At 72.1% G+C, this 17,489-nt stretch carries 16 protein-coding genes and 1 pseudogene; 4 read left to right on the top strand and 13 right to left on the bottom strand.

Going from position 1 to position 17,489, the window contains the following annotated elements; translation table 11 throughout:
- Positions 1-42 precede the first annotated feature (42 nt).
- Complete coding sequence (locus LUM46_RS13375; RefSeq protein WP_274994530.1) at positions 43-408, bottom strand: ArsR/SmtB family transcription factor; 366 nt, start codon at positions 406-408, stop codon at positions 43-45.
- A gap of 103 nt (positions 409-511) precedes the next feature.
- On the opposite strand from LUM46_RS13375, the gene LUM46_RS13370 reads away from it, so the two are divergent.
- Positions 512-2,026 (top strand): FAD-dependent oxidoreductase, encoded by a 1,515-nt coding sequence (locus tag LUM46_RS13370; protein WP_274994529.1) that lies wholly within the window; start codon positions 512-514, stop codon positions 2,024-2,026.
- A gap of 103 nt (positions 2,027-2,129) precedes the next feature.
- On the opposite strand, the gene LUM46_RS13365 is transcribed toward LUM46_RS13370, so the two are convergent.
- The 6 genes and pseudogenes from LUM46_RS13365 to LUM46_RS13340 form a co-directional block, all read right to left on the bottom strand.
- Positions 2,130-2,918, bottom strand: coding sequence for an aquaporin (locus LUM46_RS13365; RefSeq protein ID WP_274994527.1), 789 nt, complete (start codon positions 2,916-2,918; stop codon positions 2,130-2,132).
- Positions 2,915-3,343, bottom strand: coding sequence for an arsenate reductase ArsC (locus LUM46_RS13360; RefSeq protein WP_274994760.1), 429 nt, complete (start codon positions 3,341-3,343; stop codon positions 2,915-2,917). Before LUM46_RS13360 ends, LUM46_RS13365 begins: the two co-directional genes overlap by 4 nt.
- A gap of 51 nt (positions 3,344-3,394) precedes the next feature.
- Positions 3,395-5,089 (bottom strand): annotated as a pseudogene (locus LUM46_RS13355) (FAD-dependent oxidoreductase); the annotation flags it as partial.
- Entirely contained in the window at positions 5,086-6,150 is a 1,065-nt protein-coding gene (locus LUM46_RS13350) for a metalloregulator ArsR/SmtB family transcription factor (RefSeq protein WP_274994526.1), read from the bottom strand. The pseudogene LUM46_RS13355 and the gene LUM46_RS13350, both read right to left, overlap by 4 nt.
- A gap of 45 nt (positions 6,151-6,195) precedes the next feature.
- The gene (locus LUM46_RS13345; RefSeq protein WP_274994524.1) at positions 6,196-7,248 is read right to left on the bottom strand and encodes a glycoside hydrolase family 5 protein; all 1,053 of its coding nucleotides are present in this window, start codon (positions 7,246-7,248) and stop codon (positions 6,196-6,198) included.
- Between the two features lie 84 nt (positions 7,249-7,332).
- On the bottom strand, positions 7,333-8,703 hold the full coding sequence (locus LUM46_RS13340) for an NAD(P)/FAD-dependent oxidoreductase (RefSeq protein ID WP_274994523.1): 1,371 nt from the start codon (positions 8,701-8,703) through the stop codon (positions 7,333-7,335).
- A 149-nt stretch (positions 8,704-8,852) separates the two neighbouring features.
- Between LUM46_RS13340 and LUM46_RS13335 the strand changes: the two genes are divergently transcribed.
- Complete coding sequence (locus LUM46_RS13335; protein WP_274994522.1) at positions 8,853-10,232, top strand: amino acid permease; 1,380 nt, start codon at positions 8,853-8,855, stop codon at positions 10,230-10,232.
- Positions 10,233-10,262: 30 nt separating this feature from the next.
- Here LUM46_RS13335 and LUM46_RS13330 read toward each other — a convergent pair whose 3' ends face one another.
- The 5 genes from LUM46_RS13330 to LUM46_RS13310 form a co-directional block, all read right to left on the bottom strand.
- Positions 10,263-10,730, bottom strand: coding sequence for a hypothetical protein (locus LUM46_RS13330; protein WP_274994521.1), 468 nt, complete (start codon positions 10,728-10,730; stop codon positions 10,263-10,265).
- A 36-nt stretch (positions 10,731-10,766) separates the two neighbouring features.
- Complete coding sequence (locus tag LUM46_RS13325; RefSeq protein WP_274994520.1) at positions 10,767-12,134, bottom strand: ABC transporter permease; 1,368 nt, start codon at positions 12,132-12,134, stop codon at positions 10,767-10,769.
- Positions 12,131-12,868: an ABC transporter ATP-binding protein gene (locus LUM46_RS13320; protein ID WP_274994518.1), complete on the bottom strand. Its 738-nt coding sequence runs from the start codon at positions 12,866-12,868 to the stop codon at positions 12,131-12,133. The genes LUM46_RS13325 and LUM46_RS13320 overlap by 4 nt, the downstream gene beginning before the upstream one ends.
- A 76-nt stretch (positions 12,869-12,944) precedes the next feature.
- The gene (locus tag LUM46_RS13315; protein WP_274994517.1) at positions 12,945-13,607 is read right to left on the bottom strand and encodes a response regulator; all 663 of its coding nucleotides are present in this window, start codon (positions 13,605-13,607) and stop codon (positions 12,945-12,947) included.
- On the bottom strand, positions 13,604-14,821 hold the full coding sequence (locus tag LUM46_RS13310) for a sensor histidine kinase (RefSeq protein WP_274994516.1): 1,218 nt from the start codon (positions 14,819-14,821) through the stop codon (positions 13,604-13,606). The genes LUM46_RS13315 and LUM46_RS13310 overlap by 4 nt, the downstream gene beginning before the upstream one ends.
- 88 nt (positions 14,822-14,909) lie before the next feature.
- On the opposite strand from LUM46_RS13310, the gene LUM46_RS13305 reads away from it, so the two are divergent.
- Together LUM46_RS13305 and LUM46_RS13300 are read left to right on the top strand one after the other, a co-directional pair.
- Positions 14,910-16,142 carry a metallophosphoesterase family protein gene (locus LUM46_RS13305; RefSeq protein ID WP_274994515.1) on the top strand — a complete coding sequence of 411 codons (1,233 nt, stop codon included), beginning with the start codon at positions 14,910-14,912 and terminating at the stop codon, positions 16,140-16,142.
- Positions 16,143-16,230: 88 nt separating this feature from the next.
- Positions 16,231-16,947 carry an MOSC domain-containing protein gene (locus LUM46_RS13300; protein WP_274994514.1) on the top strand — a complete coding sequence of 239 codons (717 nt, stop codon included), beginning with the start codon at positions 16,231-16,233 and terminating at the stop codon, positions 16,945-16,947.
- A gap of 11 nt (positions 16,948-16,958) precedes the next feature.
- Here the strand turns inward: LUM46_RS13300 and LUM46_RS13295 are convergent, their stop codons facing one another.
- Positions 16,959-17,447, bottom strand: coding sequence for a DUF6194 family protein (locus LUM46_RS13295; protein WP_274994512.1), 489 nt, complete (start codon positions 17,445-17,447; stop codon positions 16,959-16,961).
- Positions 17,448-17,489: the final 42 nt, after the last annotated feature.

Raw genomic sequence — 17,489 nt, 5'->3', positions numbered from 1 at the left:
CTCCTTGGCCGACGGCGGGGTGGCCGAGCGCCAGGAGCGAGGCTACCTCGCTGCTTCGCTGAGCAGCGCACCGAGCCGGTCGAGCGAACCCGGCACCACCGAGTAGTAGGCCCACTTGCCGCGCTGCTCCCGGGCGAGCAGACCGGCGTCGACCAGGATCTTCAGGTGATGGCTCACGGTGGGCTGGCTCAGCCCCACGGGCTCGGTGAGGTCGCACACGCAGGCCTCACCGCCGTCGTGCGCGGCGACGATCGAGAGCAGCCGCACGCGCGTGGGATCACCGAGCGCCTTGAAGGAGCGGGCGAGGTCGGCGGCGGCCGCCGGGTCGGTCGCCTCGCGCACGAGCGGCGCGCAGCACGGGCCGGACGTCGGAGCGGCAGGCGCGAGCTCGAGTGCGATCGTCGTCATGCCCCCATCTTGCCACGCATCGAAGTTTCTGGATATGTTCACTCCAGCAACGCATCGAGACTCTTCGATCTGACCAGAGCTGACAGAGAAGATGGTGACGGGAATGACTACAGCGCAGAACCTGCCGGTCGTCGTGATCGGCGCCGGCCCGGTGGGCCTGGCGGCCGCAGCGCACCTCGCCGAGCGTGGGCTCGAACCCCTGGTGCTGGAGGCCGGGGGCGGCCCCGGTGCCGCCGTCGGGCGGTGGGGCCACGTGCGCCTCTTCTCGCCGTGGCGGTACGACGTCGACGCCGCCGCCCGCCGGCTGCTCACCTCCGTGCCGAGCGCGGGCAGCGGCACGACGCCGGGGTGGACCGAGCCCGAGCCGGACGCGCTGCCCACGGGCGCCGAGCTCGTGGAGCAGTACCTCGCACCGCTGGCCGGGGCGCTCGTCGAGCGTGCGGGCGCTCAGATCCGCTACGGGACGCGCGTGCTCGCCGTCACGAAGGACGGCGCCGACCGCTCCCGCTCGCTCGGGCGCGAGCGCCTTCCGTACCTGGTCCGGATCGACGGTGGTACCACCGGCGTCGAGGAGATCCGGGCACAGGCGGTGCTCGACGCGTCCGGCACGTTCGACCAGCCGAACCCGCTGGGGACGTCCGGCCTGCCGACGCTGGGCGAGCCCGATGCGGCGAGGTACCTCGCAGGTGGGCTGCCGGACGTGCTCGGCCGCGACCGCGAACGGTTCGCCGGCCGGCACACCCTCGTGGTCGGCATGGGGCACTCGGCGGCCAACACCCTGCTGAGCCTCGTCGAGCTCGCCGAGCAGGCGCCCGGCACCCGGATCACCTGGGCCATCCGCGGCGGTTCGCCGCGCCGCCTGTACGGCGGCGGGACCGGCGACGAGCTGCCGGCCCGGGGGCTGCTCGGCACGCGCCTGCGCGACGCGGTGGAGGCCGGTCGGGTGGAGCTGCTCACCCGCGTGGCGATCGACCGCCTGGAGACTTCCGCCGACGGTGCGGGCGACACCGTGCGGGTGCTCGGCTCCGCGCGCCGCGACGGCGACGACGGCGCCCTCGACCTGACGGTGCACTCCATCGCCGCGGCCACCGGCTTCCGCCCGGGCCTGGCGATGCTGCGCGAGGTCCGCCTCGACCTCGACCCCGTGGTGGAGGCGCCGCGCCAGATCGCGTCGCTCATCGACCCGAACTTCCACTCGTGCGGCACGGTCCCCGCGCACGGCGAGGCCCAGCTGGTCCACCCGGACGCCGGGTTCTACCTGGTCGGCATGAAGTCGTACGGCCGGGCGCCGACCTTCCTCCTCGCCACCGGCTACGAGCAGGTCCGCTCCATCGCCGCGGCGCTGGCGGGCGACCGCGCGGCGGCCGACGCCGTCGAGCTGGACCTGCCGGAGACCGGCGTCTGCTCGTCCGACCTCGCGATGGCCGCCGACGCCAACGGCATCGTCTCGCCCGAGGAGCTCGCCGCGGCCGGGCAGGGCTCGTGCTGCGGCACGTCGGCAGGGCCGCAGCAGGTCTCGATCGGCACGGCGCCGGCCGACGCCGTCCCGGTAGGCGCTGCGCCGGCCGGATCCGTCGGATTCAGCACGGGTGTCGTCCACGGCCGTTCCGGCGACTGACCCATCACCCGCCGAGGTAGTCAGGCAGCGAGGTAGTCAGCAGGCCTGACTACCTCGCTGCCTGACTGCTTCGCTGAGTGTCTACCTCGGCGGGGTGGCGGGGTCAGGAGCGGGCGGCCGCCTCGGACCGCGCCGGGTACAGCAGCGCCGCCAGGCCGACGCCGACCGCTCCGCCGACCAGCTGCGCCAGCACGAACGGGAGCACCGAGCCCGGGGCGATCCCCGCGAAGGTGTCGCTGAACATGCGGCCGACGGTGACCGCGGGGTTGGCGAACGACGTCGAGCTGGTGAACCAGTAGGCGGCACCGATGTAGGCGCCCACCGCCGGGGCGACCAGCGTGTCGCAACCGGCGCGCAGCAGCCCGAGGATCACCAGCACGAGGCCCGCCGTCGCGACCACCTCGGCGAGGAGCGTGGCGCCAGACACCCGCTGGGTGGTCGCGAGAGTCGTCGGCTCGCCGAACATCGCGTTCGCCAGCAGCGCGCCGCCGATCCCGCCGCTCACCTGCGCGGCGAGGTACGCGCCCAGGTCGCCGAGGCGCGGCCCCGCCGGGTCGCGGCGCCCGAGGACCCAGTCCGCGAGCGTCACCACGGGGTTGAAGTGCGCCCCGCTCAGCGGTCCGAGCACCGCGATCAGCACGGCCAGCCCGAGCGCGGTGGCGATCGAGTTCTCCAGCAGCTGCAGCCCGACGTCGTCGGGCGAGAGGTTCGCCGCGGCGATGCCGGACCCGACCACGACGGCGACCAGCATCCCCGTCCCGAGGAGCTCGCCGAGCGCCCGCCGCCACAGAACGGCGCGGACACTCCCGGGTGCGTCGGCCGGTGCGCGTACCGGTGCGTCCACCGGTGCGTCCACCGGTGCGCCTGCCGGCGCGCTCGCGGGCGCGCTCATGCGACGGGCTGGACGCCGAGCTCCGCGAGGAGGCCGCGGACCCGCCGCTCGATCTCGTCGCGGATGGGACGGATCGCCTCGATGCCCTGTCCTGCCGGGTCGTCGAGCTCCCAGTCCTGGTAGTTCTTGCCGGGGTAGAACGGGCAGGCGTCGCCGCAGCCCATGGTGATGACGGCGTCCGAGGCCTCGACCGCGTCGTCGGTCAGGATCTTGGGCGTCTCGTCGCGGATGTCGATGCCCACCTCGAGCATGGCCTCCACGGCGACCGGGTTGATCTGGTCGGCGGGCATGGAGCCGGCGGAGCGCACCTCGACGGCGCCGCCGGAGAGCGCCCGCAGGAACCCGGCGGCCATCTGGGACCGGCCCGCGTTGTGCACGCAGACGAACAGGGCTGACGGCTTGCGGGGGGTGGACGTCTCGGGCACGGGGGTCTCCGGAGTGGCTCGTGGGGTGTGCTGACGGTGCTGCTGGTAGCCCTGGTTGCCGCCCGACAGGTTCGCGACGTCGGTGAACCCGAGGTTGCGCAGCACGTTCTGGCCCGCGTTCCCGGTCACACCCTTGTTGCAGTAGGTCAGCGTGGGCAGTGCGGGGTCCAGCTCGCCCGCCCGCTGCCGCAGCTCCGCCAGCGGGATGTGCACGGAGTCGGGCACCGAGGACCTCGCGCGGTCCTTCGCCGAACGCACGTCCACCACCTGGATGCGCTCGCCGTCGGACCGGCGCCGGTCCAGCTCGGCCGGGGTGACCAGCGGCGCCTGTCCGTGGACCGCGTTCGTCAGCGCCATGCCGGTGTAGTGGACCGGGTCCTTGGTGGTGGCGTAGGTGGGGGAGTAGGCGAGGTCCAGGTGGAACAGGTCGGCGACGTCGGCCCCGTAGGTGATCGCCGTGGCCAGCACGTCGATGCGCTTGTCCGCCCCCGACGCCCCGATCGCCTGCGCGCCCAGGAGCCGCCCCGTGGCCCGGTCCGCGACCGCCTTGATGACCAGGGGCGTGCCGCCCAGGTACTCCGGACGGTCGGGCTTGATGTTGTGCAGCACCTCGACGTCGTACCCGGCGGCGCGGGCCTGCGTCTCGGTGAACCCCGTCTGGGCCACCCCGAGGTCGAAGACCCGCACGATCGACGTGCCGAGGATGCCGCGGTGCTCCAGGGGCCCGCCGGTCATCGCGTCACCCGCGATGCGGCCCATCTTGTTCGCGGTGGAGCCCAGCGGCACCCACACGGGCTCGCCCGTGATGACGTGGAACGACTCGGCGACGTCCCCGACCGCCCACACGTGCTCCACGTTCGTGCGCATCCGCCGGTCGACGGCGATCGCGCCCGTCGGGCCGAGCTCGACGCCTGCCTGCTCCGCCAGGTTCACGTGGGGCCGGACGCCGACCGAGACGATCACCAGCTCGGCGTCGAGGTGCTCGGCAGCCTGCTCGCGCGCCACGCCGACGCCGGTCACCCCGCCGTCGTCCGCCGTGATGCCGGTGACCTTCGTCGACAGCAGCAGGTCACCGCCGCGCTCGCGGACGTGCCTGCGGACCTCGGCGTCCACCCGCGCGGACATGTCCGCGTCCATCCGGGGCATGGTGTGGTCGGCCGCCTCGACCACCGTCACCGCCAGGCCGCGGGCCGTCAGCTGCTCGGTCATCTCGAGCCCGATGTAGCCGGCCCCGACCACCACCGCGTGCCGCACGGGCCGGCCCCGGGACTCGCTGTCCTCGATCCAGGCCCGGATGGCGCGGGCGTCGGTCGGGGTGCGCACGGAGAACACGCCGGTCGAGCCCGCACCGGGTATCGGCGGGACGACGGCACGGACACCGGTCGCGAGCACCAGCTCGTCGTAGGTGTCGACGAAGGTGCGGCCGGTGGCCAGGTCCCGCACGGTCACCGTCCGGGCGGCGGTGTCGACCGCGACGACCTCGTGCCCGGTGCGCACGTCCACGTCGTACCGGGCCTTGAACCATGCCGGGTCCCGCGGAGTGAGGTCGTCGATGTCGGCGACCTCGCCGCCCACGAAGTAGGGCAGGCCGCAGCCGGAGTAGGAGATGTCGTGGTCGCGCTCGTACACGGTGATCCGCGCGGTCTCGGTGTTGCGGCGGGCCTTCGCGGCGGCCGACGTGCCGGCGGCGACCGAGCCGACGATGACGATCTTCAGCGGGGCGTCCGGCGGGCGGGTGGCGGTCATCGGGTTCCTTCGGTCGTCAGGGTTCCGTCGGTCGGCAGCAAGGAGGCGAGCAGGTCGCGCACCCGCTGGTCCAGCTCGTCGCGGATGGCGGCCACGCCGGCGGGGGAGGCGAGCGCCGGGTCACCCACCGCCCAGTCCTCGTACCGCTTGTCCGGCAGCACCGGGCACGCGTCACCGCAGCCCATGGTCACCACGACGTCGGCGGCGCGGACGGCGTCGTCGGTCAAGGGCTTGGGATAGAAGCGCGTGACGTCGTCGACGGCGTCCGCGGCGGCCGGGTCGCCGAGCTCGTCGAGGATGCTGCGCACCGCCGCGTGCACGTCGCTCGCGGGGGCGGAGCCGGCGGACCGGACCACCACCCGGTCGCCGGCGTAGTGCTGCAGCAGGGCCGCGGCCAGCTGCGACCGTCCGGCGTTGGCCACGCACACGAAGAGCACCTGGGGCAGGTGCGTCTCCGTCCCCGCACGTGCCTTCTCGGCGTCGATGATGCGCTGCCGCGCGAAGTGCTCGGTGAGCGGGACCAGGTGGGCGGCGTTGCCGCCGCGGCGGGCGAGCGCCGTGTACGACTCCCGGACCACGCGGTAGCACTCGCGCTGGGGGGTCCCGGTGAAGCGTTCGGCGAGCGAGGCGGCGATCCGGTCGAGGGCGGGGTCGACGTCGGCGAGCCCGCTGACCTCGCCGTGCGCCGCGGCGGCGTGCGCGCCGTGGACCTCGACGGCTACCGGCGCGAACCGGTCCAGCAGCGTGGTGACCGCGCCCCGGTAGGCCGGTGCGATGCGGTACCAGACCCAGGTGCCGCGACGGTCCGACGTGAGCAGGCCCACCTCGCGCAGCACCTTGAGGTGGTGCGAGACGGTCGGCTGCGAGACGGCGGTCAGTGTCGCGAGCTCGCCCGCCGTCGTCTCGCCGGTGGCCGATGTGGCGATCGCCGAGAGCATGCGGAGCCGCAGCGGGTCGGCGATCGCCTTGAGGGTCGCGGCGAGATCGGCGGCGGCGTCGGCACCGATCGCGTGCGCCTCGGCCGACGTCGCGGATCCGGCGCTCGCGCCCTGTATCGACATGTGTCTATGTTGACACTCGTCGATACAGGGCGCAAGGCCGGGACCTCAGGACGGGGTGCAGCCGAACACGTTCGCCCGCACCGAGGTCTCCGCGAGACCGTCCGGCCCGGTGATGACCCGGTTGCCCCACTCGGTCCGCTGGGCAGGGTCGAAGCCGGCAACCATGTCGAGGTACTCGACGCCACCGCCGTTGCCGCTCCAGGACCAGGCGAACCAGCCGATCCCCTGCGACCGGGTGTACGACATGATCGTGTCCTCGTCGGGGTTGCCGTCGGAGTGGTTGTGGCCGAACTCGCCGACGATGATCGGCAGGCCCTGGCTCGTGAAGGTGTCGAGATACGACGTGATCTCGGCCGCGGTGTCGTACACGCCGTACATGTGGACGGAGAAGACGGTGTTGCCGTCCGGGTCGGCCGCGAGGACGTCCGCGGCGGAGTCCCGCATGATGCCCTGCCAGTCCTGGCCCCAGGACGGCGCGTCCACGACGATCGTGTGCTCGAACCCGGCGTCACGCAGCCGCTGGATCGCGGCGGACGTGTCGGCTGCCCAGCTCGCGTTGACCGTCGCGTTGTTCCCGTAGGGCTCGTTGCCGATGTTGATGAGCACGCGGTCCTCGGTGCCCCGGAGGGTCGGGAGCAGCGAGATCCAGTAGCTCGCGGCGGTGTCGAGCGTGCTCGCGGCGGACTCCTCCCCGTAGCCGGTCGTGTCGTGGTCCTCCAGGACGCAGATCAGCCGGTTCTCCTCGCACAGGCCGACGACGTTCGCGACGTCCGCGGGCTCGTTGCGCGTCCAGCGGGTGCCGTCGCTGAGCACCACCCGGACCGAGTTGGCGCCGGCGTCGGAGATGTCGGCGAACGAATCCGTCTCCGAGGTGTACCAGGTGTGGGCGTGGCTGACGCCGCGCAGCAGCAGGGGCGATCCGTCGCTCTCGACGAGCTGCCCGCCGGAGACGTGGATGCCGACGGCGTTCGCGCCGGCGCCGGCGTCGCGGTCGGCGGGCGTCGCGGCACCCGCCGACTGGGCGAGCAGCGGGACGAGCAGCAGGCCGAACATCGCGGCCGTTGCGGTACCGGAGATGGTCGCGCGTGTGGGTCTCATGGTTCCTCCCCTTCGAGGTGTACATCGAGTACGGCCCTCGAAGGGTCTCCCACGCGCCCGCGCGAGAAACAGGAAGTGAAACGCTTAAGTCCCGGGCTTGGGCGGCCGCACGGTCGGCACGTCGCCCACGATCGGGATGGGCCGCCGGTGGAACGGGAACCCGTAGCGGGTGACCAGGCCGGCGAGCGTCGTGACCCGGTTACGGGGGCCGATCAGCGACATGATGTGCACGAACAGCCAGACCAGCCACGCCAGGCCCTTGGTGATCCGCAGGGCTTTGCCGCCGGGCAGGTTGATCTCGGCGATCGCGGCGCGCCGGCCGATCACCGCCATGGTGCCCTTGTCGACGTAGCGCAGCTCCTCCAGGGGGCGGCCCTCGAGGAGCGCCTTGATGTTCCGACCGACCACCGTGCCGCCCTGGATCGCGGGCTGGGCCAGCTGCGGCAGGCCGGACGGCGAGACCGCGATGTCGCCCGCCGCGAAGACGCCGGGCAGCCCTTCCACCTGCAGGTCGTCGCCGACCTTGATACGGCCGCCCTTGTCCTGCGGCAGGCCCCAGTCCGAGACCTCCTCGTGCGGGTGCACGCCCGCGGACCAGACGGTCAGGTCGGCGTGGATGCGCTTGCCGTCGGTGAGCACCACCGCGTCGCGCTCGACGGCGGCGACGCCCGCGCCCAGGTGCAGCGAGACCCCGCGCCGGGACAGCTCCTTCGCGGCGTACGCCCGCAGCTGGGGGGCGAACGCCTTGAGGATCTCACCGCCGCGCTGCACGATCTTGACCTCGAAGGCGTCGCCGTGGATCTCCGGGTAGGCGGGCGCCAGGCCGGCGGTCCGCAGCTCCGCGAGCGCGCCCGCCACCTCGACCCCCGTGGCTCCGCCGCCCACGACCACGACGCGCAGGCCGTCGTCGAGCCGCTTCGACTTCGCCGCCTTCTCCAGGCGGATGAAGAGGTTGTCGCGGATCCGCATGGCCTGCGACCGCGAGTACATGGGGAACGCGTACTCCTTGGCGCCCGGCGTCCCGAAGAAGTTGGTGGTCACGCCCGCCGTCACGACGAGGTAGTCGTAGCTGACCCAGTGGTCGTTCAGGAGACGGATCTTCTTCGCCTGGTGGTCCGCCTCCACGAGGTGCTCGTGGACGACGTGCACGTTCTTCTGCTTCAGCCGCAGGCCGCGCAGGAAGTAGGTCACGTCGCCGGGGTTCAGCCCGCCGGTCGCCACCTGGTACAGCAGCGGCTGAAAGGTGTTGTAGACCCGGCGGTCGATCAGGGTGATCCGCACCGGCGCGTCCTGCAGCGCCTTCACGACTGCCATGCCGGCGAACCCGCCACCGACGACCACCACGTGCGGCAGCGGCTCGGGGTGCCCGGCCAGGGGTGTCTCGAGGCCGTAGTCCTCGTCCTCGACAGGGCGGGCCTCACCAGCGTGCACGGGGGTGTGTGCAGAGTCGGTCACGCCTCCGAGTCTCTCACCGGAGGCGAGCCACTCACATCCGCTGCGGCGCGGCCGCGCCGTGCTCCGCCACCCACTGTGCTCCGGCACACCCTGTGTCCCTGCACACGCCGTGGACCGGCACTCCGGCGCTCGGGTTACCGTGGTCGGTCGTGAGCACCACCGACGACCTGAGCCAGGAGCTGGCCCACGGACTGCGCCCCCGGCACCTGACGATGATGGGCCTCGGGTCCGCCATCGGAGCGGGCCTGTTCCTCGGCTCCGGCCTCGGCATCGCCGCCGCCGGTCCCGCCGTCCTCCTCAGCTACGCGATAGCGGGCGCCATCGTGGTGCTCGTCATGCGGATGCTCGCAGAGATGGCCTCGGCGCTCCCGTCGAGCGGGTCCTTCTCCGTCTACGCGGAGGCCGCGCTCGGCCGCTGGGCCGGCTTCCTCCTGGGCTGGCTCTACTGGTTCACGATCGTCATGGTGCTCGGCGTCGAGATCACCGGCGTGGCGGGGATCGTGCACGGCTGGTGGCCCGCGGTGCCCCAGTGGGCCGTCGCGGCAGTCATCGTCGCGGTGTTCGGCGGGGTCAACCTCGTGGGCGTGCGCCAGTTCGGGGAGGCCGAGTTCTGGTTCGCGACCGTCAAGGTCGCCGCGATCGTCGGGTTCCTGGTGCTGGGCCTGCTCATCGTGACCGGCGTCGTGCCGGTGGCGGGCAGCGTCCTGGGGGACTGGGCCGCGCACGGCGGCTTCGCGCCCACCGGCCTGCCCGGCATCGCGGCCGGCCTGCTCACCGTCGTGTTCGCCTTCGGGGGCATCGAGATCGTCACGATCGCCGCGGCCGAGGCCCGCGACCCGCAGACGGCGGTCGCCACGGCCACCCGCACCATCCTCTGGCGCATCCTGTTCTTCTACGTGGGCTCGGTGGCGATCATGGTCGCGCTGATCCCGTGGACGGACGCCGCCCGCCTGGAGTCGCCGTTCGTGTCCGTGCTGCAGATGGCCGGGTTCGACGGCGCCGCGCGGCTCATGGAGGTCGTCGTGGTGCTCGCGCTCCTGAGCGCTTTCAACGCCAACGTCTACGCGACGTCCCGCATGCTGTTCTCGCTCGGCGGGCGCGGTGACGCGCCGGCGCTCGCGACCCGGGTCTCGCGCCGGGACGTGCCGTGGGTGGCGGTGCTGGTCTCGGTCTTCTTCGGCGTCGTCGCGGTGCTGCTGAACTACCTGCTGCCGGAGTCGCTGCTCGGGGTGCTGCTCAACGCCGTCGGCTCGGCGCTGCTCGTGGTGTGGCTGCTGATCGTCGTCTCGCAGCTGCGCCTGCGGCCGCGGCTGGAGGCCGCGGCCGCCGAACGCGGCGAGGCGCTGCGTCTGCGCGCCTGGGGCTACCCGTGGCTCTCGTGGGCCACGCTCGTGGCGCTCGTGGCGGTGGTCGGGCTCATGCTGTCGGACGCCGCCGCCCGGCCGCAGATCGCCGCGACCGCGGGCCTGGTCGTCGTGATCCTGGTGGTCTACCGGATCTTCCGGCAGGTGGCCGAACGGCGCGGCTGACGGGAGCTCACGTCCCGGCCCGAGCGCCGTTCAGCTCCAGAGGTACCAGCGGTCCCCGGTGACGGCCAGAGTCCAGGACGGGTCGCACGTGTAGGTCGTCGCAGAGCCGAGGTCGGGCCAGCTCCCGCCGCCGTCCCAGGGGATGGTCCGGCTCGTGGCGGGAACGCACGTGGACGGTATCGACGTCGAGGTGACGGCGGCGTCGATGCGCACTCCCCGTACTCCGGAGCTCGGCCCGGCTCCCACGACCCGGATGTCGCGTGCCTCGCGAGGTAGCCACGACGGTGCGACGTCCTCGGGGAGCTCGGCGGCGCTGTCGTAGCGGCTGAACGTGCTGTTGCCCTGTGACTCGTTCATGAGAGCACCGATGCTGCGTCCCGCGATCCTCTCGATGACCGGTGGAGCGGCTGCCATCAGGAGGCCGATCGCCACGATGACGGAGAAGACGACCCAGGTGCGGGTACGACGCCGGACGGCAGAGGGCTGGGACGTGGACATAGAGGATTCCTTGTCTGGTTGATCATCGAGGGGAGGTCAGGCTGTGGCGAGGGCGCGTACGGGAGGGGGCTCGATGACGTGGTGCGCGGCGGACCGCATCGACACGAGGACGAGCAGGCTTGCGCCCACGGCACACGCAAGGAGGTAGGGCCACGGCAGCACGGGAACGAGCAGCCCGAGCTCCCGCACGGTGCCCAGGACGTCCTGCGCACCGGCCCAGCCGGTGAACGTTCCCAGCGCGAGGCCCGGGATCGCGGCGCCGGCCGTGAGGACACCGGCCTCCACCAGCAGCATCCTGCGGGTGTCGTCGGGGCGCTGGCCGAGCACGCGGATGGTCGCGATCTCTCTCGTGCGTTGCCGTACCGAGTGCGTGATGGAGGTGTAGAGCCCGATGCCGCAGAGCACCACGAGCAGCGATGTCGCGAGCCCGAACTGCGCCGTGACCTCGTGCAGCACACCGACCGCCGCGTCCTCGTGGGACGTGCCCGCGTAGGAGTCCTCGAGCGCCCCCGTGAGCGTCGCGAGAGCGACGATGAACGTGGTGACCGCTGCCGTACTGGTGAAGACGCCGGTCGCCCCGCGTGCCGCGCCGGCCGAGCGCGTTCTCAGGGACTGGATCGCCACACCCGCGGCTCCGTGCACGACGCCGCGGCGGGCGATGAGCTTCAGCACCGCGGGCAGCAGGACATCCATGACGGAGAGAGCGCCGAACATCATCGCGACGCCACCGAGCGCTCCGACCAGGATCGCGAACGGGCTGAACAAGCTGGCGACAACGCTGCCCAGGACGACGACCAGTCCGCCGGCGAACAGGGCTCGTCCCGCCTCGTGCCGTGTGTGCGGTGCCCGCTCGGCTTCGTCGACCCGGGTCAGGCGGAGGCCCGTGATGGCCGTCGTGCTCAGTACCTCTCGTGCGGCTCGGCCTGCCGCGGTCACCGTGGCCAGCGCCATCGCCGTCGCGCCCACCACGATCGACAGGACCGTGAAGGGCTCGGTGACCGCTCCCGGGGCGACGGCGAGCAGGATCAGCGTGCCGAGGGTCATCCCGAGCAGAGCGCCGATGATGCCGATGCGGCTGCTCAACCGTGTCAGCCGGCGGCGTTCTCGGGTCGCGGACGAGCCGAGCACGCGCCGCAGCGCGATCTCCTCGAGACGCGCGTCGAGCACGATGCGGAACGAGTTCGTCGCGGTCGACGTCGCCGTGGCGACCGCGATGGCGAGGAACGCCCAGGCCAGCAGCTGGAGGATCAGCTGCACCAGAGGGATGCCGCCGAAGAGGGTCTCGGCGACCTTCTGGGCGACGTCCGCCTGGATACCCGGGACGACGGTCGTCATCGTGGTTCCCGTGACCGAGATCAGCATCGCAGCACCCGTGGCGCGCTGACCGCCCTGCCGTGCGCTCATGCGTTCACGTGCCCGATGAGAAGCCGCGCGAGATCTTCCGGTGCCGTCGTGGCGAGGTCGTGCTCGATCGTGCCGTCGCGCAGGACCAGGACCCGGTCGCACATGCTCGCCGCGACGGGGTCGTGGGTGACCATCACCATGCAGATGCCGTGCTCGCGCACCAGGGACGAGAACAGCCCGAGCACGTTCCGGCCCGTGGCGACGTCCAGGCTTCCGGTCGGCTCGTCGGCGAAGACCACGTCCGGCCGGTGGAGCAGGGCACGGGCGATGGCGATCCGCTGCTGCTGGCCGCCCGAGAGCTGCGTCGGAGAACGGTCCAGCGCATCGGCGATGTCCAGGAGATCGATCAGGTACGTCTCCCACTGCGGATCGGCGGTGGCCGGCCGCCGGCCGAGACGGAGCGGAAGCCTGATGTTCTCCAGCCCGGTCAGTCCGGGCAGGAGGTTGAAGCCCTGGAACACGAATCCCATCCGCTGGTGACGCAGCTCGGCGCGGGCGTCCTCGTCGAGGTCGCCGAGCGCGGTCTCGCCCAGGCGGATCTCTCCGTGGTCTGCGTCGTCGAGCCCCGACAGCAGGTGCAGCAGGGTGGACTTCCCGGATCCGCTCGGGCCCATCACCGCGGTGAGGCTGCCGGCCCGGAACTCGGCGCTGACGTCGGTCAGCGCCGCGGGCCCGGTCCCGTAGGTGCGATGCACGTGCCGTGCCTCGAGCACCGCCCGGGGTAAGGAGGTCATGTTCATGACCTCGACACTATGGACGCGGCACCGGGCACCGCCCCGGTCGCAAGTACCGTCCGACCGGTACTTGCGGCTACTCCTCGCGCGGCGCCATCACACCGTGGTCGTACGCGAAGACGACGATCTGCGTGCGGTCACGCAGACCGAGCTTGGTCAGGACCGAGCTGACGTGGCCCTTCACCGTGGACTCGGAGACGAACTCGCGTTCCGCGATCTCCGCGTTGCTCAGCCCACGGGTGATGTGCGCGAGCACCGCTCGCTCACGATCGGTCAGTCGGGAGAACTCCGGCGGCAGCTCTGCGGGCTCCCGGCCGCCCTGCTCGAAGATGTCCTCCAGCTGCCCCGGCGCGATGAGGCTGCCACCGCGGTGAGCGGTCCGGATGGCCGCGACGAGCAGATCCGGGTCGACGTCCTTCAGCAGGAAGCCGCTCGCACCGAGGCGCACCGCTCGGAGCGCCTGCTGGTCGAAGGTGAACGTCGTCAGGATGATGACTCGCGGCGTGGTGCGGCGCGCGGCCCCGGCCGCAAGGAGGCGCCGTGTCGTCTCGACGCCGTCCATCCGCGGCATGCGTACGTCCATGACGACGACGTCGGGCTCCGTCTCGTCGACCAGCCGCAGTGCCTGCAGACCGTCAGCCGCCTGCCCGACGACCTCGATGTCGTCCTCCAGGTCGATCAACGTGCCGATCGCCACCCGGAACAGCGCCTGGTCGTCCACCAGCAGCACCCGGATCATGCGTCGTCCTCACGCGGGCGAGGACCCTCGGCGCCCGAAGCAGACCGGTTCCGTGGGATGCGCGCCTCGCTGTGCCACCGTCCGGCGGTGGGTCCGGCCCTGAGGCGCCCACCGACCGCGGCGAGCCGTTCTCGCAGACCGGGCAGTCCGGAGCCACCGGTGGTCACACCGTCACGAGGCGCCGTGGGTAGCACGTTGGTGACGAGGATGACCACGTGATCCCTCTCGACGGTTCCGCGGACGAGGATCGGCGCGCCCTCCTCGCCGTGTCGCAGTGCGTTGGTGAGCAGCTCCTGGATCACCCGGTGCGCGGTCCTTCCCTCAGGGGGTGGCAGCGGGGGGAGCCCGACGTCGAGCTGGGCATCGATGCGATCGCCCAGCCCGGCCGAGCTGATCAGGTCCAGCATGTCCTGGCGGGACAACCACTCCTCGGCGCTCTGGCCGGCCAGGACACCGCGGATCTCCTCCAGCGCCTCGCTCGCGACCGCGGTGATCGTCGCGGCGGCGCTCGTGGCACGGTGCGGGTCGCGGTCGACGATCCGCTGGATGACACGGGACTGGGCGATCACGATCGTCAACGCGTGGCCCACGGTGTCGTGCACGTCGCGCGCCAGGCGAGCGCGCTCGCCCTGGACGGCTGCCTGGAACCGCAGCAGGTCCCGGTCGGCCTCGGCCTGATGGCGCTCCCGCGTGCTCTGTCCCACCGCACGCCGCGCCTGCCACAACGTTCCCAGCAGCATCGGGACGAGGTACATGCCGGCCCCGAGAAGGATCCCCAGGGTCACCAGGAGCCATGGCGGCAACCCCACCGGCTCGATGGCGTCACCCATGGGTCCCGCGCCCTCGAAGTAGACCGTGAGCAGCGCCAACCACACGATCAGGACCACGGACACCGCACCGAGGGCGCGCTGCGCGCTGCTGCCGCTCCGCCCGACGGAGAGGTAGACGACGCACAGCCCCACCATCGTCACGGTGAAGTCGGTCGTCAGGAGAAGCTGCGCGGCGAATGCCGCAACGCCCAGCAGCAACGCGGTCGTGCGAAGCCGAAGGCTCGCCAGGACGGAAGCGGCGATCAGCAGGTCGACCACGGCCGCCGCAGGCGACCTCTCGACCAGGAGCGAATGTGCCGACGACGACGCGATCGCGAGCGTGACCACGAGTACGACCGTGGTCAGCGCTCCGAGGCTCCGCACCCGCGACGCGATGTTCACCATGACTCCCCGACACTAATTCAGCAGACCGTCACCGGGGGTCCACCCGCCGGTCGGGCTGCCGCCAGCCGGGCCTTCGATCGTCGTCGGCATGAGTGAGAAGACAGCCGGCGACATGCCGAGCGAGATCAACCCGGCCGAGAGCGGGACGCCGGGCAGCGGGACGTCCGCCGTCGACCGTCGGACGTTCCTGTCCCTGAGCGGCCTCGGTGCGGCCGGCGCCGCGACCGTCGCGGCGGCGGCGCCCGCGGCCGCCACGGAGCTCACCCGGCACCCGCAGCGCGGGCTCCGGTTCGGCCGCGACGGCAGGTTCAAGATCGTCCAGTTCAACGACACCCAGGACGACGAGAAGGTGGACCGTCGCACCCTGGAGCTGATGCGCGCGGTGCTCGACGACGAGCGGCCCGACCTGGTGATCCTCAACGGTGACAACATCACCGGCGGCTGCGACACCCCGCTCGAGATGCACCAGGCGATGAACAACGTGGTGCAGCCGATGGAGGAGCGGTCGGTGCCGTGGGCCATCACCTTCGGCAACCACGACGAGGACTCGACGCCGAACAGCGGGCTCGACGAGGCCGACATGCTCGCCTTCTACCGGTCGTACCGCTACAACGTGAACGGTCCGACGGCGCGCGGCGTCACCGGTCAGGGCAACTCGAACCTGCTGATCCAGGGCCGCAACGGCCGGCCGGCCTTCAACCTCTGGCTGCTCGACTCCGGCCGGTACGCCCCGGAGACTCTGGCCGGCCAGGACTTCGAGGGCTACCCGACGTGGGACTGGCTGCGGATGGACCAGGTCAAGTGGTACTACGACACGTCGGTGCAGCTCGAGCGCAAGGTCGGGCACGTCGTCCCGTCCCTCATGTTCATCCACATCCCGCTGTGGGAGTACCGGTTCATGTGGTTCGGGTCGGTGGACGGGCGGACCGACGCCGACCAGGAGCGCGCCAAGGCCCGCCACGCCATCGAGGGCGAGCGGAACGAGGACGAGTGCCCGGGGCCGTTCAACTCGGGCATGTTCTCGGCGATCCAGCACCGGGGTGACGTGCGCGGCGTGTTCTGCGGCCACGACCACGTGAACACCTACTCCGGCAACTACTACGGCGTGCTGCTCGGCTACGCGGGCAACACGGGCTTCGGTACGTACGGCCTGTCGGGTGACGAGCGCAACCGACTGCGCGGCGCGCGGGTCTACGACCTCGACGAGTCGGTCGACGGCGTGCTGGCCGGCACCCGCATGCGGTTCGCCGCCGAGTACGGCATCGACCTCACGGCCAACGACCAGTGGATGGAGCCGCTGCCGCTGCCGAAGCGCAGGTGACGGCACACGTGTCGGGTCCGCAGGTCACCCGGGTGAACTGTGGGCCCGACACGTGCCAGGGCCGCCGCAGGCAGGGGAGCATGTGCGCATGGCTGAGCTCCTCGCGGTCTGCCGCGTCCACGTCCTGCACCCCGACGCCGGCACGGTGGGAGTCACCGCCATCGACAAGCGCCCGGTCGACGGCCGGGTCAAGGTCCGGCCCTTCGGCCTGTACGCGGACGTGCAGGCGGACCGTGCGAACCACGGCGGACCGGACCAGGCCGTCTACGCGTACGCGCAGGAGGACGCCGACTTCTGGTCGGCGGAGCTGGGCCGTGAGGTCACGCCGGGCCTGTTCGGCGAGAACCTGCGCGTCCGCGGGCTGGACGTGAACCGCGCGGTGGTCGGAGAACGCTGGCAGATCGGCTCGGCGCTGCTCGAGGTGACGCAGCCGCGCGTGCCCTGTCAGACCTTCGGCCGTCGGTTGGGCGAGCAGCGCTGGGTGCGCCGGTTCACGCAGGCGAACCGCACGGGTGCCTACCTGCGCGTGATCGAGAACGGCGAGATCGGCGCGGGTGACACCGTCGACGTCGTGCAGATGCCCGTGCACGGGGTGACCGTCGCGGACTGGTTCGCCGCACGCTACGGCGTCACCGGCAGCGAGGGCATCGCGGTCGCGGCGGACGAGAAGGGAGCGGCCGCCCCCGACGCGCTGGAGAAGCTGGCGCGGCGCCTGCTGGACGCGCACGCCCTCGGCGAGATCCGGCTCAGCGCCGACATGCTCCGCCGCAGCACCCAGGCGGCAAGCCGCATCCCGGTCGACTGAACCCCACAGGATCAGCGTCTGCGCTCGAAGCGGGCGCGGGCGGCCTCGTGCGCCGCGCGCAGGAGGCGGAGCACCGTCCCCGCGGTGGCCGGGCCCGGGTTGACGACGGCGATCCAGCCGGCCGACCCGTACACGGGGTGCGGGAGGACGACGTCGGGCGTGGCCGGGTCGATCGCGGCCGCACCCGTGCCGTCGTGCTCCGCACCGCCGTCCCCGCCGGTGAGCTCGCGGTACGCCGCCCGGCCGACATGGACGTTCACGCGCCAGCGACCGGCCGGGTCGAGGTCGGAGCCGGTGTCGTCCGGGTAGTTCTTGGTGACGACGGTGCCGTAGGGCTGGACGGTCCGGGGCAGCTGACCGTCGGGGGCGTAGTAGAAGAAGGCGTCGCCCCAGGCCAGCTCAGGAAAGTCGGCGTCACCGACGGCGGGCGCCACGACGAGCGAACCGTCGAGGTCCTGCACTGCGGCGATGATCTGGTCGATACTCAGGTCGGTGCTCATGGTTCAAGCATCACCTTCAAGTGCTTGTGTGGGGTTGACCGG

The organism is Promicromonospora iranensis (assembly GCF_028994805.1).
GTDB lineage: Bacteria > Actinomycetota > Actinomycetes > Actinomycetales > Cellulomonadaceae > Promicromonospora > Promicromonospora iranensis.
This window is presented reverse-complemented; position numbering and strand designations above follow the sequence as displayed.